Source organism: Janthinobacterium sp. JC611 (assembly GCF_018682595.1).
Lineage (GTDB): Bacteria > Pseudomonadota > Gammaproteobacteria > Burkholderiales > Burkholderiaceae_D > Janthinobacterium.
The window spans coordinates 1-22,653 of sequence record NZ_JAFLJN010000010.1 but is presented as its reverse complement, the minus strand read 5'-3'; the positions used below and the strand labels follow the sequence as shown (position 1 = coordinate 22,653).

Genomic DNA, 22,653 nt, shown 5'->3' with positions numbered 1-22,653 from the left:
CAAAACACACTGCAAGTACGTTACTATGCAGCATGTTCATGCTACAAAAACAGGAATCGTAAAATGAATTCACCAAACGCCTCGCTCGACAAATTCGACTGCGCCATCCTGGCAGCCCTGCAGCAGGACGGCACCTTGTCGATCGCCGCCCTCAGCGAGAAGATCGGCCTGTCCAGCACGCCGTGCTGGAAACGGGTCAAGCGCCTGGAGGAAGAGGGCTATATCGAGAGCCGCGTGGCCATCGTCAACCGGCAAAAAGTGGGCTTGCCCGTGACCGTTTTCGTCAGCGTGCGCACGGGCCAGCACGATGAAAAATGGCTGCGCCGCTTCGCCGCCGCCGTCATCGTCCTGCCCGAGGTACAGGAATTCCACCGCATGAGCGGCGATATCGACTACCTGTTGAAAGTCGTCACCACCGACATCAAGGGTTATGACACTTTCTATAAAAAGCTCATCAAGGCGGTACAGCTGACGGGCGTGTCGTCCGCCTTTTCCATGGAACAAATCAAATGCAGCACGGAATTGCCGCTGGAATTGATCGCCCACGGTTTGCCTGCCTGAACGTTTTTCCGCGCCGCACGGGGGCACATGAAAACCGCGCATGTTGACACCCCGCCATCGTTGCCATAAGGCAACACATCCACATTAAATACGCCATTCCTCCCCTATATCCTCCCTATCCGTCGCTATACTGCGCACTCGCCTGTGCCTGTTTGGCAACTTCTGCCAGTCGCGCGGGCCCATTCCCAGGGTCGTCCATGCATCTGCTTCGCCACCTTTCCATCCAGAAAAAATTGATGTTCAGCATGGGTTTCTGCCTGCTGCTGTTCATGGGCATTTCCTCGTTCCTCAGCGTACGCATGAGCAGCGATTATGTGCGCGAGCGCGTCGTCGGCCAGGAACTGCCGGCCCAGGTGGGCGAAATCCGCAACGACGTGCTGCGCCAGATCAGCCAGCCGCTGTCCGTGGTGCAGACGATGGCCAACGACGTCTTCCTGCAGGACTGGGAAGACGCGGAGCTGGCCGATAGCGGCATGGCCACTTTCCAGCGCTATGCCAGGATGCTCAAGGAGAAAAACAAGGCGGCCGTCGTCAGCTGGAGTTCGCAAGCCGCGTCCAGGTACATGACCGATGCGGGCCTGATCCGCACGCTGGACAAGCAGCAGCCAGCCGATCACTGGTTCTTCAGCATGCTCGACGAAAACAAGCAGCACACGATCAATCTGGATCGCGATCCGGCCTCGGGCAGTTTCATGCTGTTCCTGAACGCGCGCGGCCAGACGGCGGGCGGCAAGGCCGTCATTGCAGGCATGGGCTTGAGCGTCGACGCGATGGCCGAGACCATCCGCAGCTACAAGGTCGGCCAGACGGGCCATGTCTACCTGGTGCGCGCCGACGGCAACCTGCTGATCCACCGCGATCCGGCACTGGCCGACGGCAAGCATCAATTGAAAGACTTGCCGGGCTTTAGCGCGGCACTGAGCAAGACTCTGCTGACCGGCAATAAATACACCTATGCCAGTTATGCGGCGCCGACCGGCAAGCAGCTCGTCGCCGCCGCCTTCGTGCCGGAACTGAATCTGTATGTGATGGCTGAAGTGCCGGAAGCGGAAGTGCTGGGCAATGTCACGCGGTCGGCCCTGATTGCCGCACTGATCGCCGGCCTGGTCGGCGGCGGCATCGCCCTGCTCATCATTTATGTCATCAGCCGCGCCATCGCCGCCCCCGTCGCGCGGGCGGCCGACATGCTCAGCGACATCGCCAGCGGGAATGGCGACCTGAGCCGCCGCATGCCCGTCGAGTCGGAAGACGAGGTCGGCGCCCTGGGCGCCGCCTTCAACCGTTTCGTCGCGTCGCTGAACGTGACGATACGCGAAGTTCGCGACAGTACCGGGTCCATTGCCAGCGCATCGAGCCAGATCGCGTCGGGCAACCTGGACTTGTCGGCGCGCACGGAAAGCCAGGCGTCGAGCCTGGAAGAGACGGCGGCGGCCATGGAAGAACTGACGTCGACCGTGAAACAGAACGCGGACAACGCGCGCCAGGCGAACCAGCTGGTGGTGTCCGCTTCGAGCCACGCCGTCAAGGGCGGCGAGGTGGTCGGACAAGTGGTGCAGACGATGGGCGCGATTACGGAAAGTTCGCGCAAGATCGCGGATATTATCGGCGTGATCGACGGCATTGCCTTTCAAACCAACATCCTCGCCCTGAACGCGGCGGTCGAGGCGGCGCGCGCGGGCGAACAGGGCCGCGGCTTTGCCGTGGTGGCGACCGAGGTGCGCAATCTGGCACAACGCTCGGCGGCGGCGGCGAAGGAAATCAAGGACTTGATCGTCGACTCGGGCAGCAAGGTGGAGGCGGGCAGCAAGCTGGTCGACTCGGCCGGCGCCACCATGCAGGACATCGTCGTGTCCGTGCAGCAAGTGGCCGACCTGATGGGGGAAATCGCTTCGGCCAGCCAGGAGCAAAGCCAGGGCATCGCGCAAGTCAATGCCACCGTCACGCAGATGGATGACGCCACCCAGCAAAACGCGGCCCTGGTGGAAGAAGCGGCGGCGGCAGCCCAGTCCTTGCAGGATCAGGCGGGCCGGCTGGCGCAGGTGGTCAGCGTCTTCAAGCTGGAAGAGCTTACAGCGCCGGCGCCTTCACGCTTGCCGCTTGCTTGAAGAAATCATAAATGCCGCTCTCGCTCATGCGGCGCGCATTCGCCAGTTCGCCGCCCTTGGTGGCGTACAGCACCTGCTTGCTGTCGCTCGAGACCAGCACGGCGGCCGGGATGCCTTTCTTGAGCGGATTGCCATAGGCTTGCGCCACGTCGAGGTTATGGTCGAAGTTGCCCACGTCGACCTTGACGACCTTGAACTGCTGTTGCATCAGCTCGGCATTCTTGCCTTCCTTCAAGGCCTTGTCGAGCGCGCGGCAATCCTCGCACCAGTTGGCGCCAAAGATCAGCAAGACAGGCACGTGGGCCGCCTTGGCTTCGGCCAGCGCGCGGGCCACGTCGGCCTTGGCGTCGGCCGCCGCGTTGTACGGCAAATGCGGCGTGGCGACAGGGTTGCCTGGCGTCGGGGCGGCGGCAACGGCGGTGCCGGCAAGCAGCAGGCTGGCAAAGAAGAGGGAAACGAAACGGGAAACGCGCATGCGGGGCTCCTGAGAGAAATCGTGAGGCCAGCTGAACAGCTGCCAGCGGGCGTGATTGTCTAGAATATGCCTGCTTGTAGGAAATATCCACCATTTAATTGCACTGTGCTTATGCGGAAAACGCATAAGCACGCATCAGCGCGCATCAGCAACGCCAAGTGGGATAGCCCGCTCAAGCCGTCACGCACAAGGATAGGATCAATCCCCGCCGGCAGCGAAATGGCACGCATGGGATAATATCGGGCTCACACAGAGCAACGCGGCCCGAACGCGCCCTCCCCATGACGACTTCTTTCCTGGCACGCTGGTTGCCGCAACCGAACAACGGCAGCCGCCGCGAACAAGCGCGCGCCTGCGCGGGCGCCATCTGCGGCTTGCTGCTCACTGGCCTCATCTGCCATTTCCTGCTGGCCCCCGACAGCGCCAGCGTCTACCTGATCGCGCCCATGGGCGCCTCGGCCGTGCTGCTGTTCTGCCTGCCGGCCAGCCCGCTGGCGCAACCGTGGTCCGTGGTGGGCGGCAACGTCGTCTCCGGCCTGGTGGGCGTGGCTTGCGTGAAATGGCTGGGGCCCAGCGTGGGCGTGGCGGCGCTGGCCGCCTGCCTGGCCATCGGCGCCATGTTTGCCCTGCGCTGCCTGCATCCGCCGGGCGGCGCCGTGGCCCTGACCACCGTGGTCGGCGGCGCCAGCGTGCATGCGGCCGGCTTTGAATTCGTCTTCATCACCGTGCTGTTCAATTCCGCCGTGCTGGTCGCCTGCGCCGTGCTGTACAACAACCTGACGGGGCGCCGCTACCCGCACATCCAGCAACTGGCCGCGCCGCATCCGCACGCCACCCGGGACGACGTGCCCAGCAACCGCCTGGGCTTTTCACCGGATGACCTCGATGCCGTGCTGCGCCAGCACAGCGAGGTGCTCGACATCAGCCGCGACGATTTGCAGGCCATCTTCCTGCAAACGGAAATGCGCGCCTACCAGCGCCGCTTCGGCGTCGTCACCTGTACCGACATCATGTCGAAGGATGTGCTCAGTGTGGAATTCGGCACGCCGCTCGATGTTGCCTGGCGCACCATGCGCGAGCATCAGGTAGGCGCCCTGCCCGTGCTGAACCGGGCGCGCCGCGTCATCGGCATCATCACGCAGACGGATTTCCTGCGCCATGGCGGCCTCGACGATTATCAGGGCATGCGCCAGCGCCTGCGCGGCCTGCTGCAGCGCAGCGGCCGGTCCCACGGCGACAAGCCGGAAGTGGTGGGCCAGCTGATGACGCCGTCGCCGCATACGGCCCGCCTGGGCACGCCCATCATCGACCTCGTGCCCCTGATGGCCGACGCCGGCTATCACCATATTCCCATCCTCGACGATGAAGAGCGCCTGGCCGGCATCATCAGCCAGTCCGACCTGATGGCGGCCCTGTACGAGAGCCGCTTTGCCGAGGCCGCCGCATGACGCCCTTCCAGGCACTGCTGACCGGCCCCGATGGCGGCCCGGCTGGCACGGCCGTCAGCGCGCATTTCTTCGGCGCGCAGCTGGCCATCGGCGCCCCCGGCTCCAGCGTCGACGTGGCGCGGCTGGTCGTCAGCGTGGGCGGCGTCGACGGCCCCGAACTGTTCCTGAACTGGCTCGACGAACAAGGACGGCAAGCGTCGCTGAAACCGCTCGGGGCGGAGGCCGTCGCCATCGTCCTGAAGGAAGCGCCGCTCGCGCTGCAGCCGCAACTGCAGCGCCTGTGGAGCGAACGCCAGCGCAACCGGCGGCAAGTATCGGGCTGGCTGGCCGGCTTGACGGGCGCGGCCGTGGTCGCTGCCGCCCTGCTGTGGTGGCAAGGCGGCCACGCCGTCGGCGCGCTGGCGGGATTAATCCCCCTGTCGACGGAAAAGCAGCTGGGCGAACTGGCCCTGTCGCAAGTGCGCGCGCAGGGCGGCGTCAGCGAGAGCGGCGTGGCGCAGCAAACGGTGCACGACATCGGCCGCAAGCTGACGGCCGGGTCGCGCTACCCCTACCGCTGGCTGGTCAAGCAGGATGACACGGTCAACGCGTTTGCCATGCCCGGCGGCATCATCGTCGTGCATACGGGCTTGCTGCGCCAGGCGGGGGACCCGGACGAACTGGCCGGCGTGCTCGCGCATGAGGTACAACACGTGGAGCAGCGCCATTCGCTGCGGCAAATGATCAGCAGCCTGGGCTGGGGCGCCCTGGTGGGCGTGACCATCGGCGACATCAGCGCCGTGGCCGCCATGCTGGCGCACCAGGCAGGCACCCTGTATTTCAGCCGCGACATGGAAGAGGAAGCGGACCGCCTGGGTTTGCTCGCCTTGCAGCGCGCGCAGATCCGTCCCGACGGCATGCTGCGCTTTTTCCAGAAGCTCGATGACCAGGACAAGGCCAGCGTACCGGGATGGATTTCCTCGCACCCGCAGACGGCGGCGCGCGCCCAGCAGATCCGCGGCCTGATCGCCGCCACGCCCTGCCCCGCCTGCGTCCCACTGACCAGCCAGCACTGGCAGGCGATGAAAGCCCTGGTCGCGCCAGCGGACAAATAGCAACATTCCTCCCGCACAATTTGTCCAAACGCAATGGGCAATGGCGTATGCTTACGCCCCGGCTGCTCCTTTGCGACCGGCCACCCCGACCCCGCCAAGAACGCCTATCAAAGCCTACTGCGCGTCGTAATTTGCGGTCTGCGATGCTCACTGTACCTTCGTACAGTTGTGCTTCTCGACCACAACTTCCTTCCGCTCGCTACGGTTTTATTAGGCGTTGTAAGCCTCCATTCATTCCCTCCTTACAAAGGACATCGCGTATGAAGCATCGTTTTGCCGCCGGCACCCTCGGCACCCTGGCCATCTCCCTGTTGCTCGCCCATGCGCCCATGACGCAAGCGGCCGAGCCGGCAGCCAAAGCCGCAGCCCCGGCCGTCAGCGCGCCGCAAGCGAAGCGGCAGCTGCAAGTGCTGGCCGACACCTATTACGATGCGCTGGCCCGTTTCGAGCCGATCAACGCCACCGAGAGCGGCGACAACCGTTTTGACGACCAGCTCGGTTCAGCCATCGTGCCCGCCGCGCGCGTAAAACAGTTCGCGCTGTACCGCCAGTACCAGAAGAGCCTGCGCGCCATCGCCCGCGCGCAGCTGTCGCACCAGGACCAGATCAACTACGATATCCTCGACTATGAACTGGCGACAGCGCTGAGCTTCGAGCGCTTCCCCGAATACCTGCTGCCCTTGAACCAGATGGACAGCATGCCCGTCACCCTGGCCAATTATGCGGGCGGCGAGGCATCGCAGCCGTTGACCACGGTCAAGGAGTATGACGCTTACCTGAGCCGTATCGGCCAGCTGCCCGGCTGGATAGACCAGGCCATCGCCAATATGCGCGTCGGCATGCAAAAGGGCATCGTGCTGCCGAAGGCGCTGACGGAATCGGCCCTGCCGCAATTCAAGAAACTCGTCAGCGCAACGCCGCAGGACAGCGTCTATTACACGCCCATCAAGAACTTGCCGGCCAGCTTTTCCGCCGCGGACAAGGCGCGCCTGACGCAAACGTACACCGTCATCATCGAAGCCAAGCTGATGCCCGCGCTGCAGCGCCTGTCCACCTTCATGGAACGCGATTACCTGCCGGCCAGCCGCACCAGCAGCGGCTGGAGCGCCCTGCCCGACGGCGCTGCCTGGTACCAGGCGCGCGTGGCCAGCAGCACCACCACGGATTTGCAACCGGAGCAGATCCACGCCATCGGCTTGAAGGAAGTGGCGCGCATCCAGGAGCAATATGCGATCGTGGGTCCGAAGATGGGCTACAACGGCCCGGCCGCCGGCTTGCCCGTGTGGGTCTCGCAGCAGGCGAAATACCGCCCGTTCAAGACGGAGCAGGAAGTGCTCGACGTCTACCGCAAGCTGAACGTGCTGCTCGACAGCAAATTGCCCGCCCTGTTCACCCTGGTGCCAAAGGCGCCGCTGGACTTGCGCCTGGAACCTGAACTGAGCCGCGACACGGCCGCCGACCACTACACGGCGCCGGCCGCCGACGGTTCGCGCCCGGGCGTGTTCTGGTCCGTCGTCACGGATCCGAAACTGTACGGCGACACGGGCATGACCACCCTGTTCCTGCACGAAGGCAAACCAGGCCACCATTTCCACCTGGCGCTGGTGCAAGAGATGGACTTGCCGAACTTCCGCCGTTTCGGCGGCAACAATGCCTTCACGGAAGGCTGGGCCCTGTACGCGGAAACCCTGGGCAAGGAAATGGGCCTGTTCGACGACCCGGCCCAGTATTTCGGCCACCTGAACGACGAAATGCTGCGCGCCGTGCGCCTGGTGGTCGACACGGGCTTGCACACCAAGGGCTGGACGCGCGAGCAGACGATCAAATACATGCGCGACACTCTCGGCTATGACGCCGTGGCGAAAAGCGAAACGGAACGCTACATGGCCTGGCCGGGCCAGGCGCTGGGTTACAAGATCGGTTCGCTGAAGATCGTGGAACTGCGCCAACGGGCGCAGCAGGCATTGGGAGACAAGTTCAGCCTGCCGAAGTTCCACGAAGTGGTGCTCAGCGACGGCACCCTGCCGTTGACACTGCTGGAAGCCAAGATCGACCGGTGGATCGCGCAGCAGAAGTAAGACGCCGCGCCTGAAGGCACAACGGCAGCACCTCGATGGCGCTGCCGTTTTTTTGCCTGAGCGTTTGAGACTACACCAGCAGCGCCGCACTCATCGAGCGCACTTCCTCGTTTGACTCGGCCAGGATGCTTTGCAAGGTCTCGTTATCGATGATGAAATCGATGACGGAATCGGAGGGGGTGAGCATTTCCACGTACGTCACCTGCAAGGGCGACGGCACGGGCGACAGTTGCTTGGCCAACAATAAGGTGTCGAGCAGGGAGTCGGGCGGGATCGACAGCAAGCCGTCGCGCAAGCCTTCGATGGCTTCGCTCACGGCCAGCGGGATCAGCAACTTCTTCATGACTTCGCGGGAGATGATCTCTTCGGCGGACTCCATCCAGTGATCCGTATCGTCGTCGAGCAAGCCGGGGAATTCATCGGCACGCGACAACAGGTAAAAGCCGCCCACCTCATGCACGATGCCGGCGAACAAAGCCGTGTCGGCATCGACGTGCGTGACGCGGCGGGCGAGCACGTGCGCCAGCGCAGCCACGTGCGCCGTGTGCTCCCATAGCTGGGTCGCCTTCAGGCGCAGGACGGGGTCGACGATCTTGCTGCCGAACTGGCGCACCACCATGGCCGCCACCAGCGCATACAGATTGCGGTAGCCCATGCGCATGACGGCGGCGCGCACGCTGGTCACGGGCGCCGCATCGCCGCGGCTGTACACCGCCGAATTGGCCAAGGCCACGGTGCGCGCCGCCAGCAGGGGTTCGCCCAGGACCAGCTTGATCGCATGGTCGATATGGCAATCCGGTTCAGCCAGGGCCAATTGCAATTGCAGTGCGGAATTAACACTCGTGGGAAACGTCAATTCTCCGCGCACTGCCTGGGAAACAATTAAACCGAAAGCCTGTAGTTTATTCATCATACGATCAATCCGCCTCAGATATTTTTCTAGTCAATAATTTCATGCGTGAGAAATTGAATGCCAGGCCCGGCCTTTATACTACAGATGGCATGTCATTCGCTTGTATTGAAGAATCCGATAATGCCAGCGCATGCAATAGCGATTCATCGCCGATGACAAACAATTTCGGCTGCTGTAATACCTGCAGCAAAAATGGCTGGCCTTCACGCAGGCGTCGGCGATAATCGGCCAGCGTATATAAGTTGGGATTGATTTTACGCCTCAAGGTTCGCTCGGCGGGGGCTAATCTTGTCAACAGATCGCCATAATTGGCTTCTTCTCCCACCAGCAACAAATCGATGGCGCTGCCTGGCATGTCCTGTCCCTTCGCCGTGGCGCCCGACACGAATGCCAGGTACAGCTGGGCACGCAAGGGCGCCAGGGTCGCGCTGAGCACGCCGACGATGCCGAAGGTTTTCTGCACCAGTCCGCTCAACTCGGGATACACGAGACTTTCCTTGTTGGGCCAGAAGCGCCGCACATTGCCGATCCGCTCCGACGTGATCAGTCCGGACTCATGCAGGCGCCGCAGTTCGCGCTGCGCCGACGCGCTGCCCAGCCCCGTCAAGCGCATGATCTCGTTCAAATGAAAGCCTTCATTCACGCGGACAAAGAGCAAACCCAGCAGTTTTTGTTGGGCGGGAGTGAACAGGGCTTGAGCAATCATGCGCCAAATCTTAGCATGAATGAACTGGAAACTGGCGTAGCGAAGACAATAGGACGTGATGCCGCAACAACGCGCGAATGCGCCATCGGCAGAAGAACGAGCCCATACACAACAACGTGGGAATCACACCGCAGCAGGCCACCGGTATTCTTGTGAGTGCTCACTTCAGATTTGCTGGTGCGCCGGACAGGCATCTTGGGCGATCCCTGCGCCAGTCTGGCGCCAACCACATCACCGGGATTCAGTCCATCAATTCAGACATGTCAGGCGTAACAGTAACTCGGCCATATTTATGCACAAACCGAATAGGGCGAATAGCGGCATACAGGTTTTATTCGCAATCTCAGCCATTAACAAGCGCATGGCTCAGCAAGAATTTTAATCTCCGGTCTATTCTTCATTTACTCGGACTGCCGATACTTCCATGCGCCAGATAAATGGCGCTTTGCCGTGGCGATACTGTTGAATATAAATAGACCGCCATGATTTTCCGTATTCCCCACTATTCACGCAAATGCTTGCGATAATAAGCATGCAGGCATAAAAAAACGGCACCCGAAGGTGCCGTTCTTGTCAGCTAGCAGCGTAGATTACGCTTCGTCGCCGTGGTGTTGCTGGGTTTCGATGTCTTGCAGCGCTTCGGCAGCTTCGCCAGCCATCGAGGCTTTCTCGGCCAGCAGCAGCGCTTGACGCTCTTCCACTTCCCACGCTTCTTTCTCTTTGCGTGCGCGGTGGAAGGCCAGGCCCGTACCGCCAGGAATCAGACGGCCGACGATGACGTTCTCTTTCAGGCCGCGCAGACCATCGCGCTTGCCCATGATCGCCGCTTCGGTCAGCACGCGGGTGGTTTCCTGGAACGATGCGGCCGAGATGAACGAATCGGTCGACAGCGATGCCTTGGTAATACCCAGCAAGACGTTCTCGTAGGTCGCAGGAATCTTGTTCTCCGACGTCACGCGATCGTTCTCGTCCAGCAGTTCCGAACGCTCTACCTGCTCGCCAACGATGTAGTTGGTGTCGCCGGCATTGACGATCTGCACGCGGCGCAGCATCTGACGCACGATCACTTCGATGTGCTTGTCATTGATCTTCACGCCTTGCAGACGGTACACGTCCTGCACTTCGTCAACGATGTAGCGTGCCAGCGCTTCGATACCCAGCAGGCGCAGGATGTCTTGCGGATCGGCCGGGCCGTCCACGATCATCTCGCCCTTGTTCACGACCTGGCCGTCATGCACCAGCACTTGTTTGTCCTTGGTGATCAGGAACTCATGCTTGTTGCCGTCCATGTCCGTGATTTCCAGACGCTGCTTGCCCTTGGTTTCTTTACCGAACGCAACCGTACCCGTGACTTCCGCCAGCATGCCGGCATCTTTCGGCGAGCGCGCCTCGAACAGTTCCGCAACGCGTGGCAAACCACCGGTAATATCGCGAGTTTTTTGCGATTCGGTCGGGATACGTGCCAGCACTTCACCCACCGATACCTGTTGACCGTCCTTGACCATGATCAGCGCGCCGACCTGGAAGCCGATCGCCACCGAGTGTTCGGTGCCGGCGATCTTGACTTCTTCGTTCGCGTCGTTGATCAGCTTGACTTGCGGACGCAGGGTCTTGGTCAGCGAACCGCGACGTTTCGCATCGATCGCCACCAGGGTGGACAGACCGGTCACTTCGTCGACCTGGCGGGCCACGGTGACGCCTTCTTCGACGTTCTCGAAACGCACTTGACCGGCGTATTCGGTAATGATCGGACGGGTCAGCGGATCCCACGTTGCCAGGGCAGTACCGGCCTTGATGACCATGCCGTCCTTGACGATCAGGGTCGCGCCGTACGGTACTTTATGACGCTCACGCTCACGGCCATGGTCGTCGGTGATCAGCACTTCGCCGGAACGGGAAATGACGATTTGCGCGCCCTTGCCGTTCGTTACGTAACGCATGGTTGCCGTGAAGCGGATGGTACCGTTCGACTTGGCTTCGACCGACGAGGCCACTGCCGCACGCGATGCCGCACCACCAATGTGGAAGGTACGCATGGTCAGCTGGGTACCTGGCTCACCAATCGACTGCGCCGCCACCACACCGACGGCTTCGCCGGCGTTGACCAGCATGCCGCGGCCCAGGTCGCGGCCATAGCACTTGGCGCACAGGCCGAAGCGCGTGTCGCAAGTCAGTGGCGTACGTACCTTGACTTCATCGATGGACAGACGCTCGATCTCTTCGACCATGTCTTCGTCCATCAGGGTGCCGGCGTCATACAGGGTTTCCTGGGTTTCAGGATTGACGACGTCATGCACCACCACGCGGCCGAGGATACGGTCGCGCAACGGTTCGATGACTTCACCACCTTCAACCAGGGCCTTCATGACGGTACCGTTCATGGTGCCGCAATCGTCCTCGATCACGACCAGATCTTGCGTCACATCAACCAGACGACGCGTCAGGTAACCGGAGTTCGCCGTTTTCAGCGCCGTATCGGCCAGACCTTTACGCGCACCGTGGGTCGAAATGAAGTACTGCAACACGTTCAGACCTTCGCGGAAGTTCGCGGTAATCGGCGTTTCGATAATCGAACCATCCGGTTTGGCCATCAGACCACGCATACCGGCCAACTGGCGAATCTGGGCTGCGGAACCGCGCGCGCCAGAGTCGGCCATCATGTAAATGGCGTTGAACGATTCTTGCGTCGACTGCGTACCGTCGCGGCGCGTCACGTCTTCGACTTTCAGCTGGTCCATCATGGCCTTGCCGACTTCATCCGAGGTCTTGCCCCAGATATCGACGACCTTGTTGTAGCGCTCGCCGGCGGTCACGAGACCCGAGGCGTATTGCTGTTCGATCTGCTTGACTTCCGACTCGGCCGTCGCGATCAAAGTCACTTTTTGAGGCGGTACCAGCATGTCGTCGACGCAGATCGAGATACCGGCGCGTGTCGCCAGGCGGAAACCCGATTGCATCAGTTTGTCTGCGAACACCACGGTGGCGCGCAGGCCGCACTTGCGGAACGACGTGTTGATCAGCTTGGAAATTTCTTTCTTTTTCAGCGCGCGGTTCAGCACCGAGAAAGGCAGGCCTTTCGGCAGGATTTCCGACAGGATCGCACGGCCGATGGTCGTTTCGTAACGCGTGACCGTTTTCTCGAATTCGCCCGTTTCGGCGTTTTTCGGGTATTCGGTAATACGCACGGTGACGCGGGTCGTCAGTTCGACTTCCTTGTTGTCGTAGGCGCGGATCACTTCCGACACGTCAGGGAACATCATCCCTTCGTTCTTCGCATTGATCGCTTCGCGGGTCGCGTAGTACAGACCCAGCACGATATCCTGCGATGGCACGATCGACGGTTCGCCGTTCGATGGGAACAGGATGTTGTTCGATGCCAGCATCAGGGTGCGTGCTTCCATCTGCGCTTCGATCGACAGAGGAACGTGGACCGCCATTTGGTCACCGTCAAAGTCGGCGTTGAATGCGGCGCAGACGAGCGGGTGCAGCTGGATGGCCTTGCCTTCAATCAGGACCGGCTCGAACGCCTGGATACCCAGACGGTGCAAGGTTGGTGCGCGGTTCAACATGATCGGATGTTCGCGGATCACGTCTTCCAGGATGTCCCATACGACCGGTTCCTGGATCTCGACCAGCTTTTTCGCCGCCTTGATCGTGGTCGCCAGACCCATCAGTTCCAGTTTATTGAAAATGAATGGCTTGAACAGTTCCAGCGCCATCAGTTTCGGCAAGCCGCACTGATGCAGTTTCAATTGCGGGCCCACGACGATGACCGAACGACCGGAGTAATCGACGCGTTTGCCCAGCAAGTTTTGACGGAAACGGCCGCCCTTGCCCTTGATCATCTCGGCCAAGGACTTCAGCGGACGCTTGTTGGCGCCGGTCATCGCTTTGCCGCGACGGCCGTTGTCCAGCAGCGAATCGACCGCTTCTTGCAGCATGCGCTTTTCGTTGCGCGTGATGATCTCTGGAGCGCGCAGCTCCATCAGGCGTTTCAGACGGTTGTTACGGTTGATGACGCGGCGATACAGATCGTTCAGATCCGAGGTCGCGAAACGGCCACCGTCCAGCGGTACCAGCGGACGCAGTTCCGGCGGCAGCACCGGCAGCACTTCCATGATCATCCAGTCAGGCTTGATGCCCGAACGTTGGAACGCTTCCAGCACTTTCAGGCGCTTGGCGTATTTCTTGATCTTGGCTTCGGATTTCGATTCCTTCAGTTCCACGCGCAGGGTTTCGGCATCGCGGTGGATGTCGATCGAGCGCAGCAGTTCACGGATACCTTCGGCGCCCATGAAGGCGGTGAAGTCGTCGCCGTACTCTTCGTACTTGGCGGCGTAGTCGTCTTCCGACATGATCTGGCATTTTTTCAGCGGGGTCATGCCTGGATCGGTCACGACGTATGCTTCAAAGTACAGCACGCGTTCGATGTCCCGCAGGGTCATGTCCAGGACCATGCCCAGACGCGACGGCAGCGACTTCAGGAACCAGATGTGCGCGGTCGGCGAGGCCAGCTCGATGTGGCCCATGCGCTCGCGGCGCACCTTGGCCAGCGTGACTTCGACGCCGCACTTTTCGCAGATCACGCCGCGGTGTTTCAGGCGCTTGTACTTGCCGCACAGGCATTCGTAATCCTTGATCGGGCCAAAGATCTTGGCGCAGAACAGGCCATCGCGCTCAGGCTTGAAGGTACGGTAGTTGATGGTTTCCGGCTTCTTGACTTCGCCGTAGGACCACGAACGGATTTTCTCAGGCGAAGCGAGACCGATCTTGATTGCATCGAAGGTCTCGTTGGTCTGTACTTGCTTGAATAGATCGAGCAGTGCTTTCATGTATCACTCCAGAGGTGATTAAATTTCTATATTCCTGAGACTACATTGCCCGGCGTGGTTTCCCAGCCGGGCTTTGTGTTTCCCAAACCAAATGACAGGTGTTGTCGTTTAGTTGCGTTCGAGGTCGATATCGATACCCAGCGAACGGATTTCCTTGACCAGCACGTTGAACGATTCCGGCATGCCGGCGTCGATCACGTGGTCGCCCTTGACGAGGTTCTCGTACACTTTGGTACGGCCATTCACGTCATCGGACTTGACGGTCAACATCTCTTGCAAGACATACGACGCGCCATACGCTTCCAGTGCCCAGACTTCCATCTCACCGAAACGCTGACCACCGAACTGGGCTTTACCGCCCAGTGGCTGTTGCGTCACCAGCGAGTAAGGACCGGTCGAACGCGCATGCATCTTGTCATCCACCAAGTGATGCAGTTTCAGCATGTGCATGACGCCGACAGTGACCTTGCGCTCGAACGCTTCGCCGGTGCGACCGTCATACATGGTCACCTGGTTTTTCGACGCGGTCATGCCCAGGTTCTTGGCGATGTCGTCCGGATACGCCAGGTCCAGCATGCGGCGGATCTCTTCTTCATTGGCGCCGTCGAACACTGGCGTGGCGAATGGAACACCTTTTTTCAGGTTTTCCGCCAGCTTCATGATCTCTTCGTCGTCGAAGTCGTTCAACTCTTCGGCACGGCCGTTGTCGTTGTAGATCGTCGTCAGGTACTTGCGCACTTGCTCGACCTTGGTTTGCGCCTTCAGCATTTCGCCGATGCGGATACCCAGACCCTTGGCAGCCCAGCCCAAGTGGGTCTCGAGAATCTGACCGACGTTCATCCGCGAAGGAACGCCCAGCGGGTTCAGCACAACGTCGGCTGGCGTGCCGTCGGCCATGTATGGCATGTCTTCCACGGGAACAATACGGGAAACCACACCCTTGTTACCGTGGCGACCTGCCATCTTGTCGCCCGACTGCAGGCGGCGTTTCACGGCCAGGTACACCTTGACCATTTTTTGCACGCCTGGTTGCAGCTCATCGCCTTGCGTCAGTTTCTTGCGCTTCTCTTCGAAGGCCAGATCGAACTGGTGACGCTTCTCGTTGATCGATTCCTTGATCGCTTCCAGCGCTACCGCTGCATCGTCGTCCGCAGGGCGGATGTCGAACCAGTGGTATTTGTCCAGATCGGCCAGGTATTCCTTGGTGATCTTGGCGCCTTTGGCCAGCTTTTTCGGGCCGCCGTTGACAACTTTGCCGATCAGCATTTTTTCCAGACGCTGGAAAGCATCGCCCTCCACGATACGCATCTGGTCGTTCAAATCCAGACGGAAGCGTTTCAGTTCGTCATCGATAATTTGCTGGGCACGCTTGTCGCGCACGATGCCTTCACGGGTGAAGACTTGCACGTCGATCACGGTACCGATCATGCCCGAAGGCACGCGCAGCGAGGTGTCTTTCACGTCCGACGCTTTTTCGCCGAAGATCGCGCGCAGCAGCTTCTCTTCCGGGGTCAGCTGGGTTTCGCCTTTTGGCGTTACCTTGCCAACCAGAGTGTCGCCGGCTTGCACTTCCGCGCCGATGTAGACGATACCGGACTCATCCAGACGAGCCAGCTGGTTTTCAGCCAGGTTCGAGATGTCGCGCGTAATTTCTTCCGCGCCCAGTTTCGTGTCACGGGCCACCACCGACAACTCTTCGATGTGAATCGAGGTGTAGCGGTCGTCCTTGACGACGTTTTCCGAGATCAGGATCGAATCTTCGAAGTTCAGACCATTCCATGGCATGAAGGCCACGGTCATGTTCTGGCCCAGCGCCAATTCACCCAGGTCGGTCGATGCGCCGTCGGCGATCACGTCGCGCTTGGCGACACGGTCGCCCACTTGCACGATAGGACGCTGGTTGATGTTGGTATTCTGGTTCGAACGGGTGTACTTGATCAGGTTGTAGATGTCGACGCCCACTTCACCCGCTTGCGCTTCGTCATCGTTCACACGAATCACGACACGGCCCGCATCGATGTAATCGACGATACCGCCACGCAACGCTTGCACGGTGGTGCCCGAGTCGACCGCAACGGTGCGTTCGATACCGGTACCGACCAGCGCTTTTTCCGGACGCAAGCAAGGCACGGCCTGGCGTTGCATGTTGGCGCCCATCAATGCACGGTTCGCATCATCGTGTTCGAGGAACGGAATCAGCGAAGCAGCGACGGAAACGATCTGGCCCGGCGCCACGTCCATGTACTGGATGCGCTCTGGGGATACCAGGATGGTTTCGCCGGCTTCACGGGCCGAGACCAGTTCATCGGACAGCATGCCTTCGTCGTTGATGGTCGCATTCGCCTGGGCGATGATGTAGCGGCCTTCTTCGATGGCGGACAGGTAGTCGATCTGATCGGTGATCTTGGAGCCTTCGACCTTGCGGTACGGGGTTTCCAGGAAGCCGTATTCATTCAGGCGGGCATACAGAGCCAGCGAGTTGATCAGACCAATGTTCGGACCTTCCGGTGTCTCGATCGGGCAGACGCGGCCGTAGTGGGTCGGATGCACGTCGCGCACTTCAAAGCCGGCGCGTTCGCGTGTCAGACCGCCGGGTCCCAGAGCCGATACGCGGCGCTTGTGGGTAATTTCCGACAGAGGATTGGTTTGGTCCATGAACTGCGACAACTGGGACGAACCGAAGAACTCGCGAATCGCGGCCGAAATCGGCTTCGAGTTGATCAGGTCGTGCGGCATCAGGTTGTCCGCTTCGGCCTGGCCGAGACGTTCCTTGACGGCGCGCTCAACACGCACCAGGCCGGCACGGAATTGATTCTCGGCCAGTTCGCCCACGCAACGTACGCGACGGTTACCCAGGTGATCGATATCGTCGACTTCGCCGCGGCCATTGCGCAGTTCCACCAGGATCTTGATCACGGCCAGCACGTCTTCGTTCGACAGGGTCATGGCGCCGGTCAGTTCATCGCGGCCAATGCGGCGGTTGAACTTCATGCGGCCCACGGCCGACAGGTCGTAGCGGTCCGAGTTGTAGAACAGGCCATTGAACAGCGCTTCAACGGAATCTTCCGTTGGCGGTTCGCCTGGACGCATCATGCGGTAGATCGCCACTTTCGCCGCCATCTGGTCGGCGGTGTCGTCGATACGCAGGGTTTGCGAGATGTAGGCGCCCTGATCCAGGTCGTTGGTGTACAAGGTCTGGATTTCGGAAATGTTGGCATCACGCAAGCGACCCAGCAAATCTTCGGTCAGCTCATCGTTCGCGGAAGCGACGACTTCGCCGGTGTCGCCATCGACGATGTTCTTCGCCAATACGCGGCCCAGCAGGTAGTCTTCCGGTACGGAAATGTGCTTGATGCCGGCAGCTTCGATATCACGCACGTGTTTCGCGTTGATACGCTTGTCTTTCAGCACCAGGGTCTTGCCCGACTTGTCGACGATGTCGAAACGCGCCACTTCGCCGCGCAGACGCTCGGAAACGAATTCCATTTCCGCGCCTTCGGAGCGCAGGTTGAAATTGTCGAAGACGAAGAAGTTCGCCAGGATTTGCTCGTGCGACATGCCGATGGCTTTGAGCAGGATCGTCACTGGCATCTTGCGGCGGCGGTCGACGCGGAAGAACAGGATGTCTTTCGGGTCGAACTCGAAGTCCAGCCACGAACCGCGGTAAGGAATGATACGCGCGGAGAACAGCAATTTGCCGGACGAGTGGGTCTTGCCGCGGTCGTGCTCGAAGAACACGCCAGGCGAACGGTGCAGCTGGGAAACGATCACCCGCTCCGTGCCGTTGATCACGAACGAACCGGTGGTCGTCATGAGCGGCAATTCGCCCATGTAGACTTCCTGTTCCTTCATCTCTTTGACGACGGGCTTGGTTGGCGATTCCTTGTCCAGGATCACCAGGCGCACTTTCGCGCGCAGCGGCGACGCGAACGTCAGGCCACGTTGTTGACATTCTTTGACGTCAAAGGCAGGATCGCCCAGAACGTACGACAAGAATTCGAGACGCGCAAAACCATTGTGCGACACGATAGGGAAAATCGAGGTGAAAGCCGACTGCAGGCCATCATTCTTGCGGCCGGACGGTGCTATGTCCTCTTGCAAGAAGCTATGATAAGACTCGAGCTGGGTCGCCAGCAGGAACGGAACGTGGTGAACGTTGGCGCGCTTCGCGAATGATTTGCGAATGCGTTTCTTCTCAGTAAATGAGTAGTGCATGGACACTCCGTGAGTGACAGAAAGGATAGAAAATTCAGGTTTTGCAAGTGTTCGTTTGCACCCGCTGCGTGTGACACAGACGAAACCTCAAGGCTCTGCTTTCCGGCTTGAATCGAATAAAAACTGCTGCTACAACTACATGACAAATACGATGCAGACGACAAAGGAGCCAAAGTCGGATTCCCCCCCTTGCGAGGGGGAACCTCAGACTTTGACTCGGGCGCTAACTGCCGCCGGTACAGATATTACTTCATCGAAGCGGTTGCGCCGGCTTCAACCAGTTTCTTCACTGCAGCTTCAGCGTCAGCTTTCGACACTGCTTCTTTCACAGTTTTTGGTGCGCCATCGACCAGGTCTTTAGCTTCTTTCAAGCCCAGGCCGGTGATTTCGCGAACTGCTTTAATGACGCCAACTTTGTTTGCGCCGAAGGTGTCCAGAACAACGTTGAACTCGGTTTGCTCTTCAGCTGCTGCGCCGCCTGCTGCTGCGCCGCCGGCTGCTGGAGCAGCCATAGCTGCTGCGGACACGCCGAATTTTTCTTCGAATGCTTTAACCAGGTCGTTCAGGTCCATTACGGACATGGCGCTAACTGCTTCCAGGATATCGTCTTTGCTAATTGCCATTTTGAAACTCCTAAATTTATTACGTTAGTTACATCAGATTGGTACTGAGAGAAAAAAGCGCGCGCTATTAAGCGGCTGCTGGGGCTTCTTCTGCTGCTGCTTCTGCAGGAGCTTCGGCGCCTTCGCCTTTTTTCGCTGCCAGGGCAGCCAGACCACGTGCAAAGCCCGAAACCGGAGCCAGCATAACGCCCAACAACTGCGAAATGAGGACTTCACGGCTAGGAATGCTCGCCAACGCGGTGACAGCAGCTGTATCCAGCGGCTTGCCTGCGTAGTTACCTGCTTTGATGACCAGTTTGTCGTTGGTTTTAGCGAAGTCAGCGATGACTTTAGCTGCTGCAACGGCATCGGCCGAGATCGAGTAGATCAACGGGCCGGTCATGGCATCTGCCAGGCTGGCGAATGCGGTACCTTCAACGGAGCGACGAGCCAGAGTGTTTTTCAACACACGCAGGTACACGCCTTGGGCACGCGCTTTAGCACGCAGTTGCGTCAAGTGACCAACCTGGATGCCACGATATTCGGCCACGACGATCGTTTGCGCATTTGCTACTTGTGCGGAAACTTCGGCGACGACGGCCTTTTTGTCATTCAGATTGAGACTCACGGTCAACCTCCTTAAATGATGTTCGGCAATCACAACCGAGTGGTTGAGCGCCTTGCATCGGTTCGAACACGGCGTCCGAAGTCAAGAAGTACTAAACTGAGCGGATGGATTCACGCAGCATGAGGACTACAAAACTTGTTCGGGTACACCATCTGCGTTGGGCACTGGCCGTTGCCGGCCAGCCTATTAACCTTCTGCATGTGCGATCGCAGTCGGCCCAACGGTCTTTGATTGTCTGCCGGCCTGGTGCGAACACCGGACCGACAGCCCAAAGATGCGCCCGCAGCGCCCGAAGGCGCCACAGGACTTGATTCTTTACTTAAGCTGCCAGGCTAGCCTGGTCAACACGGACGCCAGCGCCCATGGTCGACGACAGCGAAACCTTGCGCAGGTACACGCCTTTGCTCGATGCTGGCTTGGCTTTGTTCAGTGCGTCGATCAGTGCGACCAGATTCGACTTCAGATCTGCGTCAGCGAACGATTTACGGCCGATGGTAGCGTGGATGATACCGGATTTGTCGGTACGGTACTGAACTTGACCGGCTTTCGCGTTTTTCACGGCGGTAGCGACGTCAGGAGTAACAGTGCCAACTTTCGGGTTAGGCATCATGCCGCGTGGGCCCAGGATCTGACCCAGGGTACCAACGATACGCATGGTATCTGGCGAAGCGATGACGATATCGAAAGGCATGTCGCCGGCTTTGATCTGCTCAGCCAGGTCTTCCATACCAACGATGTCGGCGCCAGCTGCTTTAGCGGCTTCCGCTTTTTCGCCCGACGCGAAGACTGCCACGCGCACGGTTTTGCCGGTACCAGCTGGCAGCACGACGGAGCCGCGCACCACTTGGTCGGATTTCTTAGGATCAACACCCAGTTGTACCGATACGTCGATCGATTCATTGAACTTGGCCGTTGCGCACTCTTTGATCAGAGCGACAGCGTTGTCGAAAGCGTACACTTTGGTACGGTCGACTTTGGCTTTCAAAGCCTTGATACGTTTGGATAACTTAGCCATTATACAACACCTTCCACCGTGATACCGATCGAACGAGCGGAACCAGCGATGGTGCGTACAGCAGCATCCATGTCGGCAGCGGTCAGATCAGGGGTTTTCAATTTAGCGATTTCTTCAGCTTGTGCGCGGGTCAGCGTACCGACTTTGTCGGTATGTGGCTTCGGCGAACCTTTGGTGATCGCAGCAGCTTTTTTGATCAGGTAGGTTGCTGGAGGCGTCTTCATCACGAACGTGAAGGACTTGTCAGCGAACGCGGTGATCACGACCGGGATCGGCATGCCTGGTTCCATACCTTGGGTCTGCGCGTTGAACGCTTTGCAGAATTCCATGATGTTCAGACCGCGTTGACCCAGAGCTGGACCGATTGGTGGGGATGGGTTTGCTTTACCAGCTGGCACTTGCAGCTTGATAAAACCAATGATTTTCTTTGCCATGATGGCTCCTATCTTGGATTGAGTAGTAGCGCCCCGCCGATCCTACCCTGGCGGGGCTCCTCTGACCGGATTTTGCTGATACTGCCGCAACGCTCCTGGTGGCGCTTTCAAACCTACTGCGCGGCGCGATTTACGGCTTCCGATGCTCACTGTGCATTCGCACAGCTCCGCCTCTCAGCCACAACTCACATCCGCTCGCTACGGTTTTGTGAACCGCCTTTAAACTTTTTCGACCTGGCCGAATTCGAGCTCCACCGGGGTGGCGCGGCCGAAAATGGTGACCGAGACGCGCACTTTGGATTTCTCGTAGTTGACTTCTTCGACATTGCCGTTGAAGTCGGTGAACGGACCATCCTTGATGCGGACTTGCTCGCCCACTTCGTACAAGGTTTTCGGACGGGGTTTTTCAACGCCCTCCTGCATCTGGCGCATGATGGCATCGATTTCGCGCGCGGAGATCGGCGTCGGCTTGTTCGATTTGCCACCGATGAAACCGGTAACCTTGCTGGTATTCTTGACCAAGTGCCAGCTCTCGTCCGTCATTTCCATTTCAACCAGCACATAGCCAGGATAGAAACGACGTTCGGTGACGGACTTCACGCCATTCTTGACTTCGACCACTTCTTCGATCGGCACCAGGATCTGGCCGAACTGGTCTTGCATGCCCGCGCGCTCGATGCGCTCGGTCAGTGCGCGCATGACGCTTTTTTCCATGCCGGAATAAGCATGCACGACATACCAGCGCTTGCTGCTGACTGGCACGCTCAGCGCTGCACCAGTGTCCGCTACCGGAGCGTCGCCCGGAACGGACTCGTCCGCCGCTTCATCATGCACATTTTCGCTCATTATTTTTTCCAACCCAGAATTACGTCATACAACAAAAACTCGAGCAATTTATCCGTGCCCCACAGGAAAATCGCCATGACCAGCACAAAGGCAAACACGATCGCAGTAATCTGCGTGGCTTCTTTGCGGGTAGGCCAAACGACTTTCTTGGTTTCGCGCACAGCTTCTTTGGCGAAATTGAGAAATTCACGGCCGGTCGTCGAGACATACAAGAGCGCAACAGCAATAACCAAACCAGCCACAAGCGCGCTTGCACGCACCAGAGCTGGTTGGCCTGCCAGGTAATAAAACCCGACTACTCCTGCAATCGCAGCTACTATTGCCAGCGCGACTTTTATCTTGTCACTCGACGTGCTAACGGTTTGCACGGATTGATTTGACATTTTTCTACTTTCGGTGCCCTGCACCTTGACGGTGGCAGGGACGGAGGGCATCGAACCCCCAACCTTCGGTTTTGGAGACCGACGCTCTGCCAATTGAGCTACGTCCCTACGTAAAACTTTCGAGGAGTGCTATTCTACCACCCAGGACGCCCCGGGTGGAAGCATAACATTTCCTTATGCGAGGATTTTTGCAACCACGCCGGCGCCGACGGTACGGCCGCCTTCGCGGATAGCGAAGCGCAGACCTTCCTCCATCGCGATCGGGTTGATCAGCTTGACGGTGATCGACACGTTATCGCCTGGCATGACCATTTCTTT

The 22,653-nt window shown here is 59.4% G+C and carries 17 protein-coding genes and 1 tRNA gene; 5 read left to right on the top strand and 13 right to left on the bottom strand.

Translation table 11 applies throughout. The features are described 5' to 3' along the window. Positions 1 to 63: 63 nt before the first annotated feature. Positions 64 to 561 (top strand): Lrp/AsnC family transcriptional regulator, encoded by a 498-nt coding sequence (locus J0O65_RS08885; protein ID WP_046682091.1) that lies wholly within the window; start codon positions 64 to 66, stop codon positions 559 to 561. Positions 562 to 758: 197 nt separating this feature from the next. Then, on the top strand, positions 759 to 2,666 hold the full coding sequence (locus J0O65_RS08880) for a methyl-accepting chemotaxis protein (protein ID WP_215406042.1): 1,908 nt from the start codon (positions 759 to 761) through the stop codon (positions 2,664 to 2,666). On the opposite strand, the gene J0O65_RS08875 is transcribed toward J0O65_RS08880, so the two are convergent. Beyond that, positions 2,629 to 3,141: a thioredoxin family protein gene (locus J0O65_RS08875; RefSeq protein ID WP_215406040.1), complete on the bottom strand. Its 513-nt coding sequence runs from the start codon at positions 3,139 to 3,141 to the stop codon at positions 2,629 to 2,631. The genes J0O65_RS08880 and J0O65_RS08875 overlap by 38 nt on opposite strands. 281 nt (positions 3,142 to 3,422) lie before the next feature. Between J0O65_RS08875 and J0O65_RS08870 the strand changes: the two genes are divergently transcribed. The 3 genes from J0O65_RS08870 (at position 3,423) to J0O65_RS08860 (ending at position 7,761) form a co-directional block, all read left to right on the top strand. Then, entirely contained in the window at positions 3,423 to 4,589 is a 1,167-nt protein-coding gene (locus tag J0O65_RS08870) for an HPP family protein (RefSeq protein WP_215406038.1), read from the top strand. Continuing rightward, positions 4,586 to 5,683: a M48 family metallopeptidase gene (locus J0O65_RS08865; protein WP_215406036.1), complete on the top strand. Its 1,098-nt coding sequence runs from the start codon at positions 4,586 to 4,588 to the stop codon at positions 5,681 to 5,683. The genes J0O65_RS08870 and J0O65_RS08865 overlap by 4 nt, the downstream gene beginning before the upstream one ends. Positions 5,684 to 5,943: 260 nt before the next feature. After that, positions 5,944 to 7,761, top strand: coding sequence for a DUF885 domain-containing protein (locus J0O65_RS08860; protein WP_215406034.1), 1,818 nt, complete (start codon positions 5,944 to 5,946; stop codon positions 7,759 to 7,761). Between the two features lie 70 nt (positions 7,762 to 7,831). Here the strand turns inward: J0O65_RS08860 and J0O65_RS08855 are convergent, their stop codons facing one another. From J0O65_RS08855 to J0O65_RS08800, 12 genes are all read right to left on the bottom strand, one after another. After that, the gene (locus tag J0O65_RS08855) at positions 7,832 to 8,671 is read right to left on the bottom strand and encodes an HDOD domain-containing protein (RefSeq protein ID WP_215406077.1); all 840 of its coding nucleotides are present in this window, start codon (positions 8,669 to 8,671) and stop codon (positions 7,832 to 7,834) included. A gap of 76 nt (positions 8,672 to 8,747) precedes the next feature. Beyond that, positions 8,748 to 9,380, bottom strand: a complete 633-nt coding sequence (locus J0O65_RS08850; protein ID WP_215406033.1) for an ArsR family transcriptional regulator — start codon at positions 9,378 to 9,380, stop codon at positions 8,748 to 8,750. Between the two features lie 590 nt (positions 9,381 to 9,970). Then, complete coding sequence (gene rpoC / locus J0O65_RS08845; protein WP_152255426.1) at positions 9,971 to 14,212, bottom strand: DNA-directed RNA polymerase subunit beta'; 4,242 nt, start codon at positions 14,210 to 14,212, stop codon at positions 9,971 to 9,973. A gap of 108 nt (positions 14,213 to 14,320) precedes the next feature. Continuing rightward, a complete protein-coding gene (rpoB, locus tag J0O65_RS08840) occupies positions 14,321 to 18,427 on the bottom strand; it encodes a DNA-directed RNA polymerase subunit beta (RefSeq protein ID WP_152282015.1) in 4,107 nt (1,368 codons plus the stop codon). 245 nt (positions 18,428 to 18,672) lie between these two features. Beyond that, entirely contained in the window at positions 18,673 to 19,050 is a 378-nt protein-coding gene (rplL, locus tag J0O65_RS08835) for a 50S ribosomal protein L7/L12 (protein WP_086140055.1), read from the bottom strand. 67 nt (positions 19,051 to 19,117) lie between these two features. Beyond that, complete coding sequence (gene rplJ / locus J0O65_RS08830; protein ID WP_034753621.1) at positions 19,118 to 19,657, bottom strand: 50S ribosomal protein L10; 540 nt, start codon at positions 19,655 to 19,657, stop codon at positions 19,118 to 19,120. Positions 19,658 to 19,976: 319 nt separating this feature from the next. Further along, positions 19,977 to 20,672, bottom strand: coding sequence for a 50S ribosomal protein L1 (gene rplA / locus J0O65_RS08825; RefSeq protein WP_034753134.1), 696 nt, complete (start codon positions 20,670 to 20,672; stop codon positions 19,977 to 19,979). Continuing rightward, on the bottom strand, positions 20,672 to 21,106 hold the full coding sequence (gene rplK, locus J0O65_RS08820; RefSeq protein ID WP_034783246.1) for a 50S ribosomal protein L11: 435 nt from the start codon (positions 21,104 to 21,106) through the stop codon (positions 20,672 to 20,674). The genes rplA and rplK overlap by 1 nt, the downstream gene beginning before the upstream one ends. 219 nt (positions 21,107 to 21,325) lie before the next feature. Further along, positions 21,326 to 21,952, bottom strand: a complete 627-nt coding sequence (gene nusG, locus J0O65_RS08815) for a transcription termination/antitermination protein NusG (RefSeq protein WP_076565135.1) — start codon at positions 21,950 to 21,952, stop codon at positions 21,326 to 21,328. Continuing rightward, positions 21,952 to 22,335: a preprotein translocase subunit SecE gene (gene secE / locus J0O65_RS08810; protein WP_010394308.1), complete on the bottom strand. Its 384-nt coding sequence runs from the start codon at positions 22,333 to 22,335 to the stop codon at positions 21,952 to 21,954. Before secE ends, nusG begins: the two co-directional genes overlap by 1 nt. 32 nt (positions 22,336 to 22,367) lie before the next feature. Further along, positions 22,368 to 22,443: transfer RNA gene (locus J0O65_RS08805), tRNA-Trp, on the bottom strand. Between the two features lie 66 nt (positions 22,444 to 22,509). Further along, positions 22,510 to 22,653: EF-Tu C-terminal domain-related protein (locus tag J0O65_RS08800; RefSeq protein WP_482799466.1), on the bottom strand; the 144-nt coding region annotated here is incomplete at its 5' end.